The sequence below is a fragment of the Labilibaculum filiforme genome, from assembly GCF_002843315.1.
Classification (GTDB): Bacteria; Bacteroidota; Bacteroidia; order Bacteroidales; family Marinifilaceae; genus Labilibaculum; species Labilibaculum filiforme.
The window spans coordinates 413,557-431,497 of record NZ_MVDD01000002.1 but is presented as its reverse complement, the minus strand read 5'-3'; the positions used below and the strand labels follow the sequence as shown (position 1 = coordinate 431,497).

Genomic DNA, 17,941 nt, shown 5'->3' with positions numbered 1-17,941 from the left:
CTGCAGTGTAGACTCTCCATTCTTTTTGTTACATTTTATCTCGCCAAAAAAAGCCATCTCGAAAGACAGCTCTTAATCAGGTAAATTATTTAATTCTATTTACTATTGGATGGTAATTCCAAGCCATAACCCGAAACTTTATCTTCTCTTTTTAATAGGAGTGCGAAAACCAAACCTATAATTCCCAAGCCAGCAAACATGATCATTGTGTAAGTATAATCTAATGTTTCAGCAGCTGTTGGGTTTGTAGAATCTAAAACGACTCCGGCCAATATTGGAAATGCCCATAATCCAAGATTTTGAACGGAGAACATTAAACCATAGGCGGAACCAATTCTTTTTTCATCAACCATTTTCGCAACTGATGGCCACATGGATGCAGGTACTAAAGAAAATGCGAGTCCAAGTATCACCATCAAAACGTATGGCGATAAATTGGTGAAAGCAAAGGTAAGGTGAACGACAACTAGAATAATCGATCCATAAATCATTAATGAGGCTGCTTTTCCATATTTATCAACAAAAAAACCAAATAAAGGAGTGAATATCATGGTTCCAATTGGCAGCATGGACGAAATAAAACCACTTTCTTTGATCGAAAGATTAAATTTATTGAGAAAGAAATCGGATGAAAAGGAGAGAAATGGGAATACTGCTGAATAAAAAGTTAAACACAAGAGTGTAACGTATATGAATGAACGATTAGTGAGTAATTTCGTGATGTCGGAAATGTGAAATTCATCAGTGCTCGCTAATAATCCTTCTTGTTTCACCTGTTTGTCAAGTTTCAAATCAAATAGCATATAAATTAGGAATACGAGCAAGGCGGCAAGTACTAAAAATGCCGCAAACCAAATGGCCAATGTCCATCCCGATTGAGATTCTATGAGTACAGGAGAAAGATTAAATGCTAAAAATGAACCTGTTCGAGCAAATGCTAATTTGACGCCAAAAGCAAATGCTAATTCTTTTCCTTTGAACCATTTAACGATGATCTTACTAATTACAACAATACTGGTTTCAGCCCCTAAACCAAATAGAAATCGGCCTAGAAGCATCATTTTTAATTCTGGAGAATATCCAGGTAAAAACGAAGACATAAATGCATATCCAAATCCATCATTTATGTATATATCACTAGCGCCATAGGCAGTTACCAGTGCGCCGAAAGCCATAAAGGCAACAAATAGGAAACCTGTGCGTCGAATGCCTAGTTTATCCAGAATGATTCCTCCTAATACAGCCATTAGGAAAAATACGTTGGGAATGGAATAGACAGATACAAAGGTGCCAAAATCGGTACTTGTGAAACCAAACTCTTTGGTTAAGGTTGATTTTAAGGGCGAAAGGGCATCGTAAAAATAGTAGTTGGCAGCAAGAACAAAGCCAACAAGTAGTAACATTGCCCAACGAGTTACAACAGAATCTCGTAGTGATTTTTGGAGTTTAGTTTTAGTCATGTAATTCAAGTGTTTGTTTTCAATTGTTTTCGAAAGTACGAAAGCTTTACGAGACTGCATAAAAAAAAAGCCGTCTCGAAAGACGGCTTAAAATTTATGAAGTAGTATATTAATTCTGAATGTTTGGAAGTTCAAGACCATATCCTTTTTTGCGATCTTCTGCTTTTAACAGAAAGGCAAATATAGTTGCAAGAATAGTTAATGCAACAAAAATTAACCAAGTAGTAGTGTAGTCAAACATTGGAATTTCACCAGTTTCTCTAAGCGTTTGAATTTTTGCTGAGATATCTCCGGCAGGAATACCTTCAGCTCTAAAGTTTGCAATTGCATTTTCAATTTTCTCGTTCACACCTGGGTTTGTCTTATCCAAAACAACTCCTAATAAAATAGGAACTAACATGAGACCAATATTCTGTACATAGAAAATAAGTGCATATGCTGAACCTAATTGTTTTTCAGGAATAATTTTTGGAACTGAAGGCCACATTGCTGAAGGAACCAATGAAAAAGCAATTCCCAATAGAACTACAGCAAAAATTGCTACCGAAGGCTCTGTTAAAACGGGTATATAGAAAATAGTATGAACGATGACTAATAATACTGCTCCCAAAATCATGATAGAAGCACCTTTACCATATCTATCGTAGATATATCCAAATAAAGGAGTCAATAGAATAGTACCAAAAGGTAAGATGGATGGAATATCTCCTGCTGTTGAAGGATCAACTCCAAACTTGTTCACCATTAATCCGGAAGAGAATTTATAGAATGGGAAAACTGCAGAATAGAATAATAAACAAAGAATAGCAATGTACCAGAATCCTTTACTTCTAATAATTACCAGTAGATCAGAAATCTTGAAAGGTTCTTCTTCTTCAACTTCATCATCTATTTGTTTGTCTAATTTGACATCCATTATACAATAAACAATGAAAAGAATTAAAGCGATACACAATGCAAGAGTTCCCACTAATACCGCTGTTGGAATGCTAAATGCATTAGCAATACGTGGAGATCCAAATAATGCAAGGAAAGAACCTAAACGTGCTAAGGCCATCTCTGTACCCATAGCAAGTGCCATTTCTTTTCCTTTAAACCATTTTACGATTATTCTTGATACTGTAATTCCAGCACCTTCGGCACCTACACAGAAAATTGCAAATCCAGAAGCTGAAATAAATACTCTTGAGTCGATTCCAATAATTGTAGAACCCATTTCGAAGTTGCCAGCAAATGCGTAGTATTTTACGATAGCACCTAATATCATGACTAAACCAGATCCAATGGCAGTGAATTTAATCCCCATCTTATCGAGTATGATGCCTGCAAATATTAACATAAATGCAAACACATTTAGGTATCCCTGTGCACCTGTAACCAATCCCCAATCGGTACCGCTCCATCCGTAAGTACTTTGAATGAGGGTTTGGAGTGGAGATAGTACTTCCATAAAGGTATATGCAATAAGCATAGTGACCGAAACGAGAATCAACACAAACCAACGGGCGCCTGCGCTATCTCTCAAAGACTTTTTAATAGCATCTGTCATTACAATAAGTTTAGGGTTAAAATTATTTTTTTGGTTTAATAGGATACTAAATTAAGATTAATGCGTAAATAAACAAATAAGTTATCTTTAAGTATTTAGACAAAAAAAAATCCACCGAAAGGTGGATTTTAATAATCATATAATAGGGATTATCTATTTTTGAATATTTGGTAAATCAAGGCCATAACCTCTCTTTTTATCAACAGATCTTAAGCGGAAAGCTACAATTAAAGCAGCAACACCACAGCCAACCATCAACATCATTGGTTTTGTGTAGTCAAGAGGTGCACCTTCTGCTAATCCTTGATTAGATTGATCAAGAACATATCCTAATAGCATTGGGAATAACATCAGACCAACATTCTGAATCATAAAAATCATTGCGTAAGCAGATCCTAAACGCGATTCCGGGATAATTTTTGGTACGGAAGGCCACATTGCTGCAGGTACAAAAGAAAATGCAAAGCCTAGAACAATCATTGCAATAAAAGCAAAAATAGTGTTGCCAGGAAGGAAAGCAAAAATCATATGGGAGAAAATCAATAATAGAGATCCTAACATCATGATACTCGCTGATAATCCTTTTTTATCCATGAAAGCTCCAAAAATAGGAGTTAAAATCATTGTTCCAATTGGAAGTAATCCTACAATCATTCCTGAAAATTCTTCTGCAAAACCATATTTTTGAACCATTAAATCAGGAGCAAATTTGGTAAAAGGGAAAATTGCAGAATAAAATAATACACAAAGAAGAGAAATTAGGATAAAGCCAGGATTTTTGAATAGTAAAAATACGTCAGAGGCTTTAAATTCTTCTTCAGATTCTACAATACTGGTATCTGCAGCAACTTCTGCATCTAATTTTTTGTCCATCATGTTATGAACAAAGAAAGCTAACAAACCAATAATTAGAAGAATTACTCCGAATGCTAATGGACGAGAAATAATTTTATCCGCTCCAGTCATCCATGGAGAAGCCGAGAATGCAATTAGCATACCACCACGAGCACAAGCCATTTCAAGTCCCATTGCCAAAGCCATCTCTTTTCCTTTAAACCATTTTACAATGATTCGGGAAACAGTAATACCTGCAATTTCAACTCCTACACCGAATAATGAATATCCAATCATAGCCATTTTTAACGAAGGCTTATAATCTGTTAGGAATGAATTAAGGAAATCATAACCTAAACCACCATTATTAAATGTGTCGGTCATGGCGTAATAGTTGAAGAAGGCACCAAGAATCATAACACCAACAAAGAAAGTTCCTGTAAAACGAATACCTGCTTTATCAAGTATGATACCTCCAAAAATGAGCATTAAACAGAATACGTTTAATACAGAGTAAGATCCTGCAAAGGTTCCGTAAGATGAGTTAGACCAACCCATTTGGTCTCTTAACATTCCTTGCAAAGGAGACATGATATCGGTGAAAAAATAACCTGTAAGCATCAAAAATGATACTGTGATTAGGACAAACCATCTAGCCGACTTAGAATCCCGAATAGATGCTTTGATTTGTTCTGTCATTACCATATTTAAGTTTTTTGTTGATTAAGAAATCTTATAAAGAGCGCTAAAGTAAGATTAATCCTGATAGGAACAAAAAGCAAATGTCATGTTTTATCTAAACATATCGATTCCATATTTCTGGGCAGAATTGCAGATAATCCCTATCTTTAGCAAGATTTTATTTAATTTAATCCAATGAACACATTAACAGAAAATTCAGGTTTGTATACCGATTTCTATGAGCTTACCATGGCTCAGGGATATTTTTTAAGCGGAAAAAAAGAGGAACAAACCGTCTTCGACTACTATTATAGAACCAATCCTTATGAAGGTGGTTACCTTGTTTTTGCTGGCTTGTACGACTTGCTTCAAATATTAAAAACCTTTGAGTATAGCAAGGAAAATATCGATTTTTTGAGGAAAACAGGATTGAAAGATGAGTTTTTAGAATACTTGAAAGATTTTAAGTTTACGGCTACAATTCATAGTGTAAAGGAAGGCGAGATTGTTTTTCCAAATGAACCGTTAGTAAGAGTTGAAGGAAATATTATAGAAGCTCAATTAATTGAAACTTTACTTTTGAATTATTTGAACTTTCAGTCGTTAATTGCTACCAAAGCTTGTCGAATTAGAAACGTAATTGGTGATAAAGATTTTGCTGATTTTGGTTTGCGTAGGGCGCAAGGTTTGGGGGGAATACATGCTAGTCGTGCGGCTGTGATTGGTGGCGCAAATACAACTTCGAATGTATATAGTGCATTTAATTACGATATTCCAGTTACGGGCACACAGGCTCATGCTTGGATACAGAGTTTTGATTATGAGTTGGAGGCTTTTCGCAGGTATGCAGCTATTAATCCTGATGCTACGGTTTTGTTGGTAGATACCTATAATACATTAAAGTCGGGTGTTCCGAATGCAATAATTGTTGCAAAGGAATTGGAGGCCAAAGGACATAAAATGATTGGTATTCGTTTGGATAGCGGCGATTTGGCATATTTAAGTAAAAAAGCGCGCCAAATGCTTGATGCTGCAGGTTTGGAATATGTAAAAATCATCGCATCGAACCAATTGAATGAATATGTGATTAAAAGTTTGAACGATCAGGGAGCGCGCATTGATGGTTATGGCATTGGTACCGAATTGGTAACAGGAAAAGATACTGGAGCTTTGGATGGGGTTTATAAGCTGGTTCAAAATAATGGAATTCCAAGATTGAAAATATCCGAAAATATCGAAAAAATTACCATGCCCGGAAAGAAGAAGTTAATTCGATATTACGATGAGGAGGGAATGTTTTTTCGAGATGGAATTTTGTTAGAGAATGAAGAAGCTGCGAATCGCTTATATCATCCTTTTCATACACATAAACATACTTATGTTACTGGTTATGCCTGTGAGGAATTGATGAGTAAAGTAATGGAAAATGGGGAGATATTAATTGAAAATCAATCTCCGGTCGAAATTAATACTTATGTAAGGAAACGTTTTGCTCAGCTTCCTGATGAACACAAACGATTTATTAGTCCGCACATTTATAAGGTTGGTTTCTCGGAAAACATACTAAGTGTAAGAGATCATATTTTAATGGATTTGCGCTCAAAAATAAAAGAGTAAGTTCGTTATTTTTGATTGGGTAAAATTTCAAAACCATTTTTTGATGCAAAATTTAAACGCTAAGATCATTCGTCCTACATTTTTGCTTGATAAGGCAAAATGCATTACTAATATTGAATCGATGCTGGCCAAGGCACAGCGAAATAATACACGTTTACGACCTCATTTTAAAACGCATCAATCGGCTGCAATTGGCGCATGGTTTAAGGAACGAGGAGTAGAAGATATTGCTGTTTCATCGATGGAAATGGCGGTCTATTTTGCTAATGCTGGTTGGAAAGACATTACGCTTGCAATTCCAATTAATGTGCGCGAAATAGATTCGATTAACGAACTGGCTTCCAAAATTCAATTGAATTTAGTCGTGGAGTCGCAGGAAACGATACGGTTTTTGCAGTTGGAATTAAAGCATGCTGTTGGGGTATTTATAAAAGTTGATACTGGTTATCATCGCTCTGGTGTGCCTGCGGAAGCAACTGGTTCTATTTGTTTGTTGGTGGATTTAATGAAGGAATCTGACAAGTTAGATTGTAAGGGATTTTTGGCGCATACCGGGCATAATTATCAGGCTGCCGATCAGGAAGAAATTCATAAAAATCATAGCAGAACTTTACTTGCATTGAACGAATTGAAGGATGTTTTTCGTAAAGATATTCCGGAGATTCAAGTCTCATTGGGTGATACGCCAGCTTGTAGTATTAGTGAGGAGTTTTATGGAATTGATGAGATTCGTCCGGGTAATTTTGTTTTTTATGATATTATGCAATACGTATTGGGTTCTTGTGATGAGAATCAGATTGCTGTTGCAATGGCTTGTCCGGTAATTGCAAGGAATATCGATCGTAATGAATTGGTTATTCATGGTGGAGGAGTACATTTTTCTAAAGAATATTTAGAGGCCGATGATGAGGGAACAAAGCTATTTGGAAGTATTGTTCGAATTACTGATAATGGTTGGAGTGAGATTTTAGGTGGTGGATTTTTAGCAAGTCTTTCACAAGAGCACGGTATTATTCGTTGTAGTGATGAACTATTTGATGAATTCGGAATTGGCGATTTAATTGGGATATTGCCGGTTCATTCGTGCATGACTGCCAATTTGATGAGGCGCTTTATGACTACGGAAGGGGAATGGATCGAGACAATGAATAGTTAGAAAGTGATTCTTACCAGTTATCAGAGAATCATAAAAAAATATCAGTACGGTTTGTTTGCTGAAGAAAGATAAAGAGGATGAATTATCAATCAGTTTTACGACGATTAAAGTTAGATAAGGTAAAAAATACCATTGTTAGTGAAGTTACTTGTGTTGATACTTCCAATGTGACTATCGCATTGTCCTTGTCTTTAGGAGTATTTCTTGCATTTTCTCCCGCTTGGGGTTTTCAAACGGTGCTTGCAATAAGCTTGGCTTTACTTTTGAAATTGAACAAAGTGCTTGCTTTAATCACTGTGAATATCAGCAGTATTCCTCCCTTAATTCCTCTAATTATAATAGCTGGTTATCAGACCGGAGCACTTGTTTTGCATGGTGAATTTCAGAATGAGGTACCTGATTTGATGAATTTAAGGAATTTGGGTGAAAATTACCTGCAATTTGCTTTGGGATCATTCGTTTTTGCATTAATGATTGGTGTGATTTTCTATTTGGTTATTTATTTAATTTTAGGAAAGTACCGTAAGTTGTAATTTTTAAGCTCGCAACAATTGGGTTAGGGATTGGAGTGGAAACCCCGCAGTGAGGTACGAGCGAGGAGTTGGAACAAAAGCCCGACCTGAAAGGAAACCCCATAAAAAAAGGAACGCACAATCGTACGTTCCTTACAAATCAGTATTTGATTGTATTATTTTACCGGTACATTCTTAAGTGTCTCTACTAAGAAATCCCAGAATTTAACGACTGTATCTGTTTTTACTTTCTCATCTGGAGAGTGAGGGAAACGGATAGTTGGTCCGAAAGAGATCATATCCCAATGAGGATAAACAGCTCCTAATAAACCACACTCTAAACCAGCATGAATTGCTTTTATTTCAGGAATTTTTCCGAATTTTTTGTTGTAAACTTCCTGCATGGTTTTTAAAATTGGAGAATCCATGTTTGGTTTCCATCCTGGATATTCGCCTTCTAATTTTACTTTACCACCAGCCAATACAAAAGTGGAAATAATTGCTTGTCCCAAATCTTCTTTTGCGGAGTTTACTGATGAACGCAATAATGCTTGAATGGTAACAACACCATTCTCGCTTACTACACGTGCAAGGTTAGTTGATGTTTCAACCAATCCTGGCATGGCATCGCTCATGCGAATAACACCATTTGGACAAGCGTAAATAGCATTGATTAAGTTTTTCTGGCTTTTGTTTTTGAACACGTGCTTTGGAGCATCTGTTGGCTCAGCAAAGAATGCTAAATCAGGCTCTACCGCAGAAAGTTCTGCTTTGTAAATAGCTTCGTATTCGGCAACTCCGGCAAGGAATTTTTCGGTATATCTTTCTGGAATAGCAACAATTGCAAACGATTCACGAGGAATGGCGTTACGCAATGATCCACCATCAACAGAAGACATTCTTAATTTGTATTTTTTAGTTGCCACTTTTAAAAAGCGGAACAATAATTTGTTAGAGTTTCCTCGACCTAAAATGATCTCCATTCCTGAGTGACCCCCTTTTAAGCCTTTCATGTATAGCTTGTAGCCAACATATCCTTTGTCAAGTTTATCTTCCTTGTATTTAAAAGTAACATTGGCATCGATACCACCGGCACAACCAACATACAATTCGCCTTCATCTTCCGAATCCATGTTTAGCAGGATATCACCATCTAAAACATCATTTTGAAGACCAAAAGCACCTGTCATTCCAGTTTCTTCGTCGGCAGTAAATAAAGCTTCAACCGGTCCGTGTTCGATATTTGTAGCTTGCAGAACCGCCATTGCAGCAGCTACTCCCATTCCGTTATCGGCACCTAAAGTGGTTCCTTTTGCAGTTACCCAATCGCCATCAATAAATGTTTCGATAGGATCTTTTTCAAAATCGTGAGCCGTGTCGGCATTTTTTTGAGGTACCATATCCAGGTGACCTTGCAAAACAACTCCTTTACGATTTTCGAAACCTGGGGTGGCAGGCTTTTTAATGATGATGTTTCCAACAGCATCCTTAATAGTCTCCAATCCCAAATCTTGTCCGAATTTCATCATGAAATCCTGAATAGCATCTTCATGCTTCGATGGGCGTGGTATTTGTGTTAATGAATAAAAGTTTTCCCAAATAGCCTTAGGTTCGAGGCTTAAAATTTCTTTGCTCATTATTATATTCCTCCGTTAAATTTTAGTGTTATTTATTCAAGAGCACTAAAGGTAGTATTTTTTAATCAAGCCGAAAAGAGAAATCTAAAAAGTGATTGGGAATTAAGGATTTTTAATACAAGCTAAAATTTAGTTGCAAATTATTACTTTTAAAAAATATTATAAAAGTAGTGATAGCTTCAGAAAAATATTTTATATTTGACCGAAGAGATTTGTTGAAATTTTAAACGAAAGAGATATTGGAACTTGAATTTCTATACGAAAAGACACTGCAAGGTGCTGTAAATGCAAAAAAAAGAAAGCAGGAGCAGTATCGAAAAATAGTAGCTCATTTGTATTATCATGGAGCGGCATCGATTGCTGAAATTGTAAAATCTTCAAAAATAAGTCAGCCATTAGTTGCTTCTCTTGTTGATGATTTACTTGGCTTTGGTGTGGTGTTGGAGAGTGGTATTGGAGAATCGGTTGGAGGAAGGCGTCCGAATTTATTCTGCTTAAATCCGGAGTATCAGTATGTGGTTGGTATCGATATTACCTTGCATTCGTTAAGTCTCGCTTTGTTCGATATGAACAATCAACTGGTGTATCGCGAAGAATATAAAGAGTTCGATTTGGAAAATACTTCGAACTGCACACAAATTATTGTTGAAAAAGTGAAAATTGCTTTGGAAACAAGGAATATAAAACCAGAAAAAGTGTTGGCCGCAGGGTTTTCAATTCCTGGTTTGGTAGATGCAGAACATGGACTTAGTCATACGCATTTATCGTTTACAGAATTAGGTTTGGGAGCGTATTTGGGTTCCCAATTTGGGTTTCCAGTTTTGCTTGATAATGATGCCAGAACAATGGCTTTGGGCGAGAAGGCTTTTGGGAAAGCGAAGGATAAAAAGAATGTATTGTGCCTTAACTTGAGTAATGGTATAGGTTTGGGGATGATTCTTAACGGAGAGTTATATAGTGGTAAAAATGGCTTTGCAGGGGAGTTTGGACATATATTAATAGATCCTGATGGGAAACTGTGTAGTTGTGGAAAAATAGGCTGTTTGGAGACTTTAACATCGGGTAAGATTTTAGTGCAGAAGATTAAGGATGCGATTGATGAGGGACAAGCTAGTTTTTTAGCTAGCTATAAAAAGGAAGGGAAACGAATCGATTTAAGAGCTGTTGTTGCTGCAATTTTAGCAGGAGATCAGTTTGCAATTGATCAATTGAATCAGATGTGTGAGTATTTGGGGAAAGGTTTAGTGACTTTACTCCATTTATTAAATCCAGAGATGATTATCATCGGTGGAAAATTGGCTCATGCCGGAAAGTTTATTATTAATCCCGTTACGATGTGGATGAATAAATATGCGATGGATCGGATTAGTTCGGAAATGGAATTAGTAAGTTCCGATTTGCTGGATGATGCAGCTTTAATGGGGACTATGGCCAGCGTAATGAAAAAAGTATTAAGTAATAGGTTAGAGTAGTGAGATGAAAATTAATTCCTGAGGTCTTTCATTTTTTTGTTGAAGATTTTTGTAGAAGTAGTGTTCTTTCAGGAATTGATTGTAATAGGTTAAGGTAATCACCTGCCGTTTCTAAATTTTATAGGAGCATTGTAGTAGTAGTGATGTATGGCAGGTGGTTACTTTTTTTAATGTGTTCAAAATTATTCTGCTCCTCAATAGAAAAACTATCGGGGAAAAGGGGTTTTAAGTTCGATGATAAATACGGTATAAACTTTAAACAAGATAAAATGAGTACTTCTAAATCTTCTTTTAAGAACTTTATTCTTCCAATGATTATTATTGGAGCCTTGTTCTTTATTTTCGGTTTTGTAACCTGGCTGAATGGTATTTTAATTCCTTACCTGCAAATAGCCTGTGAACTGACCGATTTTCAGGCGATGTTTGTAACTTTTGCTTTTTATATTGCTTATACCGTTATGGCTTTGCCTTCGGCTTGGCTTTTGAAAAAGACTGGTTTTAAGAATGGTATGATGGTTGGATTGTTTGTGATGGCTGTTGGAACTACTGTTTTTATTCCTGCGGCGATAACAAGAACATTCGAACTCTTTTTAACTGGTTTGTTTATAATGGGTACCGGATTAGCCTTACTTCAAACAGCATCAAACCCTTACGTAACTATTATTGGTCCCAAAGAGAGTGCTGCCAGAAGAATTAGTATTCTCGGAATCTGTAACAAATTTGCAGGGGCAATGGCTCCGCTTATTTTAGCTTATTATATTTTAAATGATGCGGATGTTTTTGTGCAAAGTTTAAAAACAATGGATGCTGCATCACGAATTGTTGAGTTAGATGCCTTGGCTGCAAGAGTTATTAACCCATACATAGTAATGACATTTGTGCTGGTATTAATGGGAATTGGCGTAAGAATGGCTCCACTACCCGAGATTGAAACCAGTGAAGAGGAGGAGCAAACTGCTAATGGAGAAGAGAAAAAGAAGTCAATAATGGCATTTCCACACCTAATTTTAGGGGTTATAGCACTGTTTTTTTATGTGGGAGCGGAAGTAATTGCCGGGGATATGATTATAAAATATGGACAGTTTTTAAATATTGAATTTGATACTGCTAAAGCTTTTACTTCCTATGTTATGGTAACTATGGTGGTTGGCTATTTGTTAGGAGTAACTCTTATTCCTAAAGTAATTGATCAGCGAACAGCTCTTAAAGTATCTGCAATTCTGGGAATGGTATTTGCTTTGGGTGCCATTTTTACTACGGGATTTACTTCTGTGATTTTTGTAGCGCTGTTTGGTTTGGCAAATGCATTGGTTTGGCCGGCAATTTGGCCACTTGCACTTTCTGGTTTAGGTAGCTTTATCAATACAGGGTCGGCATTGTTAATTATGGCAATTTCCGGAGGAGCGCTTCTTCCTTTAGCTTGGGGATATTTATCGGATATGTTTGGTAGTCAGCAGGCTTATTGGATTATGATTCCATGTTACATGTTCATTTTATTTTATGCGCTTAAAGGATATAAAATAAAGTCGTGGAAATTGACGAAATAATTTAATGAGTAGATTTTACAACAGAGGAATATAATTTTATTTCGGATACTAAACCTGGTATTTAATCGTGTGGTAGCGAGATTTAAAACACGAAAGCTTTTGTAAAAAGAAAGTGTTTTAAACGAGTAAGAGGTAGAGATTATAGAAATAAAAAGAGAAAATGAAAGCTTCGTGATTGAACAATTTTTCTCCAACAAGAGATCGGTTTTTTAATTCGTTGAAGTTTCATTTAATCATCAAATGAAAATTTAAAACAGATGAAAACAATGTTTACATCAAAAGTAGAACAGGCATTTCACGAATTATCGGGAATGTCGGAAATGACAGCTAAGATTCCTTATGTAACGGTTGATAATTTCCCAAAGTTGGGTTTAATGACATCTCTTCGATTTTTGGAGTGGGCGGAACAAAATCCTCAGGGAGTAATTAGTTTGCCAACTGGAAAAACTCCGGAGTATTTTATTAAGTACACGCAGTTTCTTCTCGAGAATTGGAACAAGCCTAAAGGAATCGAAATTCGCAGTCAGTATGGACTTGGAGATATGGCGAAACCAAATTTGAGCGGTTTACAGTTTGTTCAAATTGATGAGTTTTATCCAATTGATCCACGTCAGCACAATAGTTTTTATAACTATGTGATGAAATACTATATTGATGGTTTTGGTTTGGAAAAAGCCAATTCATTACTGATTAATTCAGATGAAATTCCATTGGTAGATAATAAATATTTTCTGGAAGTTTTTCCAGATTATAATATCGATTTGTCGCTTCGTTACCGCGAAGCAACAAGTGTTGTGGAAGAAATGCAGCAAAAATCAATTTTCATGATTGATAATTGGTGTACTTCTTACGAGCAAAAAATTCGCGATAAAGGTGGTATCGGGTTTTTCCTTGGAGGAATTGGTCCTGATGGTCATATCGCTTTTAATACTCGTGGATCGGATCATTTTTCGACGACTCGATTAACCAAAACAAATTTTGAAACACAAGCAGTTGCTGCTGGAGATTTGGGAGGAATTGAAGTATCCAGAAATCGTTTGGTAATCACCATTGGTTTAGATACAATTACTCATGATCCGAATGCCGTTTCAATCATTTTTGCAGCAGGCGAGGCTAAAGCCGATATTGTAAAAGGATCACTGGAAAGTGAGCCAAATGCTATTTATCCTGCATCCGTATTACAACGGCAGAAAAATAGTCGTTTTTACCTAACAAACGGTGCAGCTTGTAAGTTAACTGATAGTGTAAATCAGTTTTATAAAAATGGGGAGTGGACGCATTCAAAAACCGAAAGAGCGGTAATTGATCTTTGTCAGAAAATTAATAAGTATGGTCACCATATAACTATGGATGATTTAAAAGCCGATCCGTACACCAGTCAAATTCCAAATTTAAATGCAGGAACTGTTCAGCTTGTTATTGATTCCATCAAAAAGAAGTTGGAAAAAGGCATGAAGCCCGATACCAATGAGGTAATTTATCATACTGGTCCACATCATGATGATATCATGTTGGGAATAATGCCATACACCAATCGCCAGATGCGCTCGGCAACGAATGATGTTCATTTTTCGGTGCTTACATCCGGTTTTACCGCAGTAACAAATGGTTTTGTAATTGGAGTATTAAAGGAATGTCAGGAGTTTATCGCTAAAGGCGAAATTCAAATGCTGGAGTATGCCGATTTTTTCGAAGTAGGATATAGCAAAAAGTGGGATAAAGATGTTTATCATTTCTTAAATTCAGTTGCTGCTCGAAATCAAAATGGAAAACGAAGAGGTTTGTGCCATCGTGTTATTCGTTCTATTGTTGAAACTTGGAAAGTAAACAGCAAAGAGCATCTGAATGAGGTAATTGCTTTTGTAATTAGTGATTTAGAAAGCAGTTACGATGGAGGAAAAAATTCTCCTGAAGTTCAAAAGATGAAGGGAATGATTCGTGAGTTTGAAGAGGAACTGGTTTGGGCTCATTTTGGTACTCCGGTTAAAAATATTCATCACCTGCGTTTGGGTTTTTATAAAGGAGATGTGTTTACCGAACTTCCTGAAAAAAATAGAGATATGCTTCCTGTATTGGAAGAGTTTCGAAGATTAAAACCAACAATTATCAGCTTGGCTATGGATCCGGAAGGTAGTGGACCCGATACGCATTATAAAGTATTACAAGCCATTGCTGGTGCGGTTAAAGAGTGGAAAGAAGAGGAAGATCTTTCGAAACTTCGTATTGTTGGATATAGAAATGTATGGTTTAAATACCATCCTTCCGAAGCCGATTCTATTGTTCCTGTTTCTTTAAATGCTTTGGATGTGATGGAAAATTCATTTTCCGAAAGTTATATGAGTCAGGTAAATGCCTCTTTCCCAAGCTATGAATACGATGGCAAATTTAACGAGTTAACCCAAAAGGTTTGGGTGCAACAGTTAAAACAAATTCAATTGCTTTTAGGTAAGAATTTCTTTTACGAAAACAACCACCCATTGGTGCGTGCTACACATGGGTTGGTGTATATGAAAGAAATGACCGCCGATGAGTTTGTTGCTATGGCACAAGACTTAGAAAAAGCAGTGGAAGAAAATCCGTTTTAAGTACCACACATAAATACCTTTGGATCGGAGGGCTTTTGTCTTTCGATCCTTTTTTTTTGATGCTTATGAAAGAATATGTCGTAAAGCGAATAAAGCATAGTCTTTTAGAAATTACAGGAAAAGAAATGCATCCTGTATGGGAAATGGCTAATTTGAATTCAGATTTTACGTATCCATGGGAACAGGAGAAAGCTCCAAAAACTAATTTTAGAGCTTTGCACGATGAGGAATATTTTTATTTTCGTTATGATGTCGAGGATGAGGATGTACTCACTTTCGTCGATCAGGATCATAAGATGGAGGTTGTACATAGCGATCGGGTAGAAATATTTTTTAGAAAAGATGAGGAACTGAATCCATATTATTGTTTGGAGATGGATGCCCGAGGCAGAGTTTTAGATTATCTTACTCGCTATTATCGTGATTTTGATTACGAATGGCAATGGCCTGACTCTAAAGATCTGGAAGTAAAAGCTTCGGTAAATGGCACTACTTATGTGGTTGAAGGTGCCATAAAACTGTCCTCGTTAGTAGAACTGGGATTATTAAAAAATCACACTTTAGAAGCTGGTTTGTATCGGGCATACTGCATGAAATTACCGGAAGAAGGTGGAGATGCCGATTTAAGATGGATTTCCTGGGTGAAACCGGATTCTAAAGAGCCTGATTTTCATATTCCATCATCATTTGGAAAGTTGAAATTCGAAGACTAACAAAAGAAAAAACTAACTTTGCCAAGTAATTTGTGTGTGCGCCTTACTTTTTACCAGCAAAATAGGAGTAGTAATAGGACTATTTTTTATTGGCAAGCAAATTAGAATAAATTATAATGACAGATATAGCAATTGGTATTGATATAGGTGGAACTAATACTTTTTTTTCTTGTATTGATGCAAGCGGAAAATCGTGGGGAAATGCAAGTATTCCTACTCAGGAGCAAGAACGATTTGAGGATTTCCTGAATGACTTGTGTAATTTAATCGAAAAGACGATTAATGATTCAAGTGAAGATCTTAAACTGATTGGTGTAGGTATTGGTGCTCCGAATGGGAATTACAGAACAGGAACCATTGAAAATGCCGCAAATCTTCGATGGAAGGGGGAGTTGGAACTGGTTAAAATGGTGGAAGAACAATTGCAGGTTCCAGTAAAGCTAACGAACGATGCTAATGCCGCCGCTCTTGGGGAACGAATGTTTGGTGGAGCCAAAGGAATGAACGATTTCATGGTAATAACCTTAGGTACTGGTTTAGGAAGTGGAATTGTTGTAAATGGCGATTTACTTTACGGACATGATGGATTTGCCGGAGAAGTTGGGCACATAATTATGCGGCCAGAAGGACGCGAATGTGGTTGCGGGCGAAGAGGTTGTTTAGAGACCTATGTTTCAGCTACCGGAGTAAAACGAACTGCTTATAAGATGTTGGCAAAACATTTGGGTGATAGTTCTTTGCGCGCAATTCCATTTGATGAATTGACTGCGAAAATGGTTGCCGATGCCGCCAACAAAGGGGATTTATTGGCTATGGAAGTATTTGCCTATACTGGTAAAATGTTAGGGGAAGCATTGGCGAATGTAGCTTCGGTAACTAGTCCGGAAGCAATATTCTTTTTTGGAGGATTAGCCAAGGCTGGCGAACTGCTTTTTGAGCCTGTTCGTGAGGCTATGGAAAAGAATTTACTATTCTTATATAAGAATAAAATTAGTTTGCTGCCTTCCGAATTAGGCGATGATGCTGCAGTTCTTGGTGCCGCGGCTTTAATCTGGAACGATTTGAATTAAGTTGATGGTTTCTAAAATTTCATTAAGCTTTATTTAGTTGATAAGATTCTTTCGTGATAATATCAGCTGGTAGTATTTCATCTTTTACAATGTCATGATTTAAAAGAACATGTTCAAATAATGTTTTAACAGATTTAAAGCCTTGTTGGTAGGGATGTTGTCCAATAAGAAAATTAATTGCACCCTGATTTAAATACTTGATGTTTTGATCGATGGGGTCAAAACCAATTAGAGAAATGTTCTTTATTTGATTTTTGATTAAGTATTGAGCTATTTTGTACACCTTAGATCCCGTAACAAATATAGCTTTGATATTGTTGTTGCTGCTAAGTATAGAATCGAGTTTCTCTTGAATTTCCATACTATTTGTTGATGGGATTTCCATGGTAATTTTTGATCCTTGATTTTTACCATAATCCATAAAATAATCAAGAAAGCCTTGTGTTCGTTGTTTTAGGTGATGGATATTCTCCAAATCCTTTGCTAAGTTGAGAACAAGTATATCATCATTGTCTGCAACTCCAAAATCGATAAGATTAGCTGCAACACGGCCTCCATGGTACCCATCGCTGCCTACATAAGCCAAGTAGTTGCAGGTTTCTATTTTCGACTCTAAAAACACAAAAGGAATGCCTAGTTTTTCTAGTTTTGTTGCAAATTCCTTGCTTTCATTTTTATATATAGGGGGAAAAATAACTCCTTCAGGTTGAAGTTCAAGGATTTTTTCGGTTTTTTTGATAAAATCGGATTTGTCATAGTGTTCGAAAAAGAAATTTTCAACTTTTAATTGAAACTGTTCCAGTTCCAAAGTGGCGTTATTTATTCCATCTAAGGGGCTTTGCCAAAAGACATCCTCTTCGGTTGGACTGGGTAATAATGATGCAAAAACACATCTTTTTTTAGAGGTGAGTGCTCTGGCGATTAGGTTGGGTTGATAGTTGTTTGCTTTCGCGATTTCCAAAATTTTAGTTTTGGTTTCTTCTGCAACTTCTCCTCGGTTATGAAGAACACGATCTACCGTTCCTACTGATACTCCAGCCTGTTCAGCAATATCTTTAATACGAATTTTCGCCATTTAATTCCTTTTTCTTAACACTCAGAATCGAAG

The 17,941-nt window shown here is 36.5% G+C and carries 13 protein-coding genes; 8 read left to right on the top strand and 5 right to left on the bottom strand.

Going from position 1 to position 17,941, the window contains the following annotated elements:
- Positions 1 to 95 precede the first annotated feature (95 nt).
- The 3 genes from BZG02_RS04375 to BZG02_RS04365 form a co-directional block, all read right to left on the bottom strand.
- Entirely contained in the window at positions 96 to 1,460 is a 1,365-nt protein-coding gene (locus tag BZG02_RS04375) for an MFS transporter (protein WP_180335631.1), read from the bottom strand.
- Positions 1,461 to 1,569: 109 nt separating this feature from the next.
- The gene (locus BZG02_RS04370) at positions 1,570 to 3,009 is read right to left on the bottom strand and encodes an MFS transporter (protein ID WP_101260177.1); all 1,440 of its coding nucleotides are present in this window, start codon (positions 3,007 to 3,009) and stop codon (positions 1,570 to 1,572) included.
- A 153-nt stretch (positions 3,010 to 3,162) separates the two neighbouring features.
- Positions 3,163 to 4,542, bottom strand: coding sequence for an MFS transporter (locus BZG02_RS04365; RefSeq protein WP_101260299.1), 1,380 nt, complete (start codon positions 4,540 to 4,542; stop codon positions 3,163 to 3,165).
- Positions 4,543 to 4,719: 177 nt separating this feature from the next.
- Between BZG02_RS04365 and BZG02_RS04360 the strand changes: the two genes are divergently transcribed.
- The 3 genes from BZG02_RS04360 (at position 4,720) to BZG02_RS04350 (ending at position 7,830) form a co-directional block, all read left to right on the top strand.
- Positions 4,720 to 6,141, top strand: a complete 1,422-nt coding sequence (locus BZG02_RS04360; RefSeq protein WP_101260176.1) for a nicotinate phosphoribosyltransferase — start codon at positions 4,720 to 4,722, stop codon at positions 6,139 to 6,141.
- 43 nt (positions 6,142 to 6,184) lie between these two features.
- Positions 6,185 to 7,297, top strand: coding sequence for an alanine racemase (locus tag BZG02_RS04355; protein WP_101260175.1), 1,113 nt, complete (start codon positions 6,185 to 6,187; stop codon positions 7,295 to 7,297).
- Positions 7,298 to 7,374: 77 nt separating this feature from the next.
- Entirely contained in the window at positions 7,375 to 7,830 is a 456-nt protein-coding gene (locus tag BZG02_RS04350; protein ID WP_101260174.1) for a DUF2062 domain-containing protein, read from the top strand.
- Between the two features lie 155 nt (positions 7,831 to 7,985).
- Here BZG02_RS04350 and BZG02_RS04345 read toward each other — a convergent pair whose 3' ends face one another.
- Complete coding sequence (locus BZG02_RS04345; RefSeq protein ID WP_101260173.1) at positions 7,986 to 9,446, bottom strand: aminoacyl-histidine dipeptidase; 1,461 nt, start codon at positions 9,444 to 9,446, stop codon at positions 7,986 to 7,988.
- Positions 9,447 to 9,685: 239 nt separating this feature from the next.
- Here BZG02_RS04345 and BZG02_RS04340 point away from each other — a divergent pair, with 239 nt between their 5' ends.
- From BZG02_RS04340 to BZG02_RS04320, 5 genes are all read left to right on the top strand, one after another.
- Positions 9,686 to 10,918, top strand: a complete 1,233-nt coding sequence (locus BZG02_RS04340) for an ROK family protein (RefSeq protein WP_180335630.1) — start codon at positions 9,686 to 9,688, stop codon at positions 10,916 to 10,918.
- A 269-nt stretch (positions 10,919 to 11,187) separates the two neighbouring features.
- Positions 11,188 to 12,465 (top strand): sugar MFS transporter, encoded by a 1,278-nt coding sequence (locus BZG02_RS04335; protein ID WP_101260171.1) that lies wholly within the window; start codon positions 11,188 to 11,190, stop codon positions 12,463 to 12,465.
- Between the two features lie 257 nt (positions 12,466 to 12,722).
- Positions 12,723 to 15,050, top strand: coding sequence for a glucosamine-6-phosphate isomerase (locus BZG02_RS04330; protein WP_101260170.1), 2,328 nt, complete (start codon positions 12,723 to 12,725; stop codon positions 15,048 to 15,050).
- Positions 15,051 to 15,115: 65 nt separating this feature from the next.
- Positions 15,116 to 15,763 (top strand): carbohydrate-binding family 9-like protein, encoded by a 648-nt coding sequence (locus tag BZG02_RS04325; protein ID WP_180335629.1) that lies wholly within the window; start codon positions 15,116 to 15,118, stop codon positions 15,761 to 15,763.
- Between the two features lie 116 nt (positions 15,764 to 15,879).
- The gene (locus BZG02_RS04320; protein WP_101260168.1) at positions 15,880 to 16,833 is read left to right on the top strand and encodes an ROK family protein; all 954 of its coding nucleotides are present in this window, start codon (positions 15,880 to 15,882) and stop codon (positions 16,831 to 16,833) included.
- A 22-nt stretch (positions 16,834 to 16,855) separates the two neighbouring features.
- Here the strand turns inward: BZG02_RS04320 and BZG02_RS04315 are convergent, their stop codons facing one another.
- A complete protein-coding gene (locus BZG02_RS04315; RefSeq protein WP_101260167.1) occupies positions 16,856 to 17,908 on the bottom strand; it encodes a LacI family DNA-binding transcriptional regulator in 1,053 nt (350 codons plus the stop codon).
- Between the last annotated feature and the right edge of the window lie 33 nt (positions 17,909 to 17,941).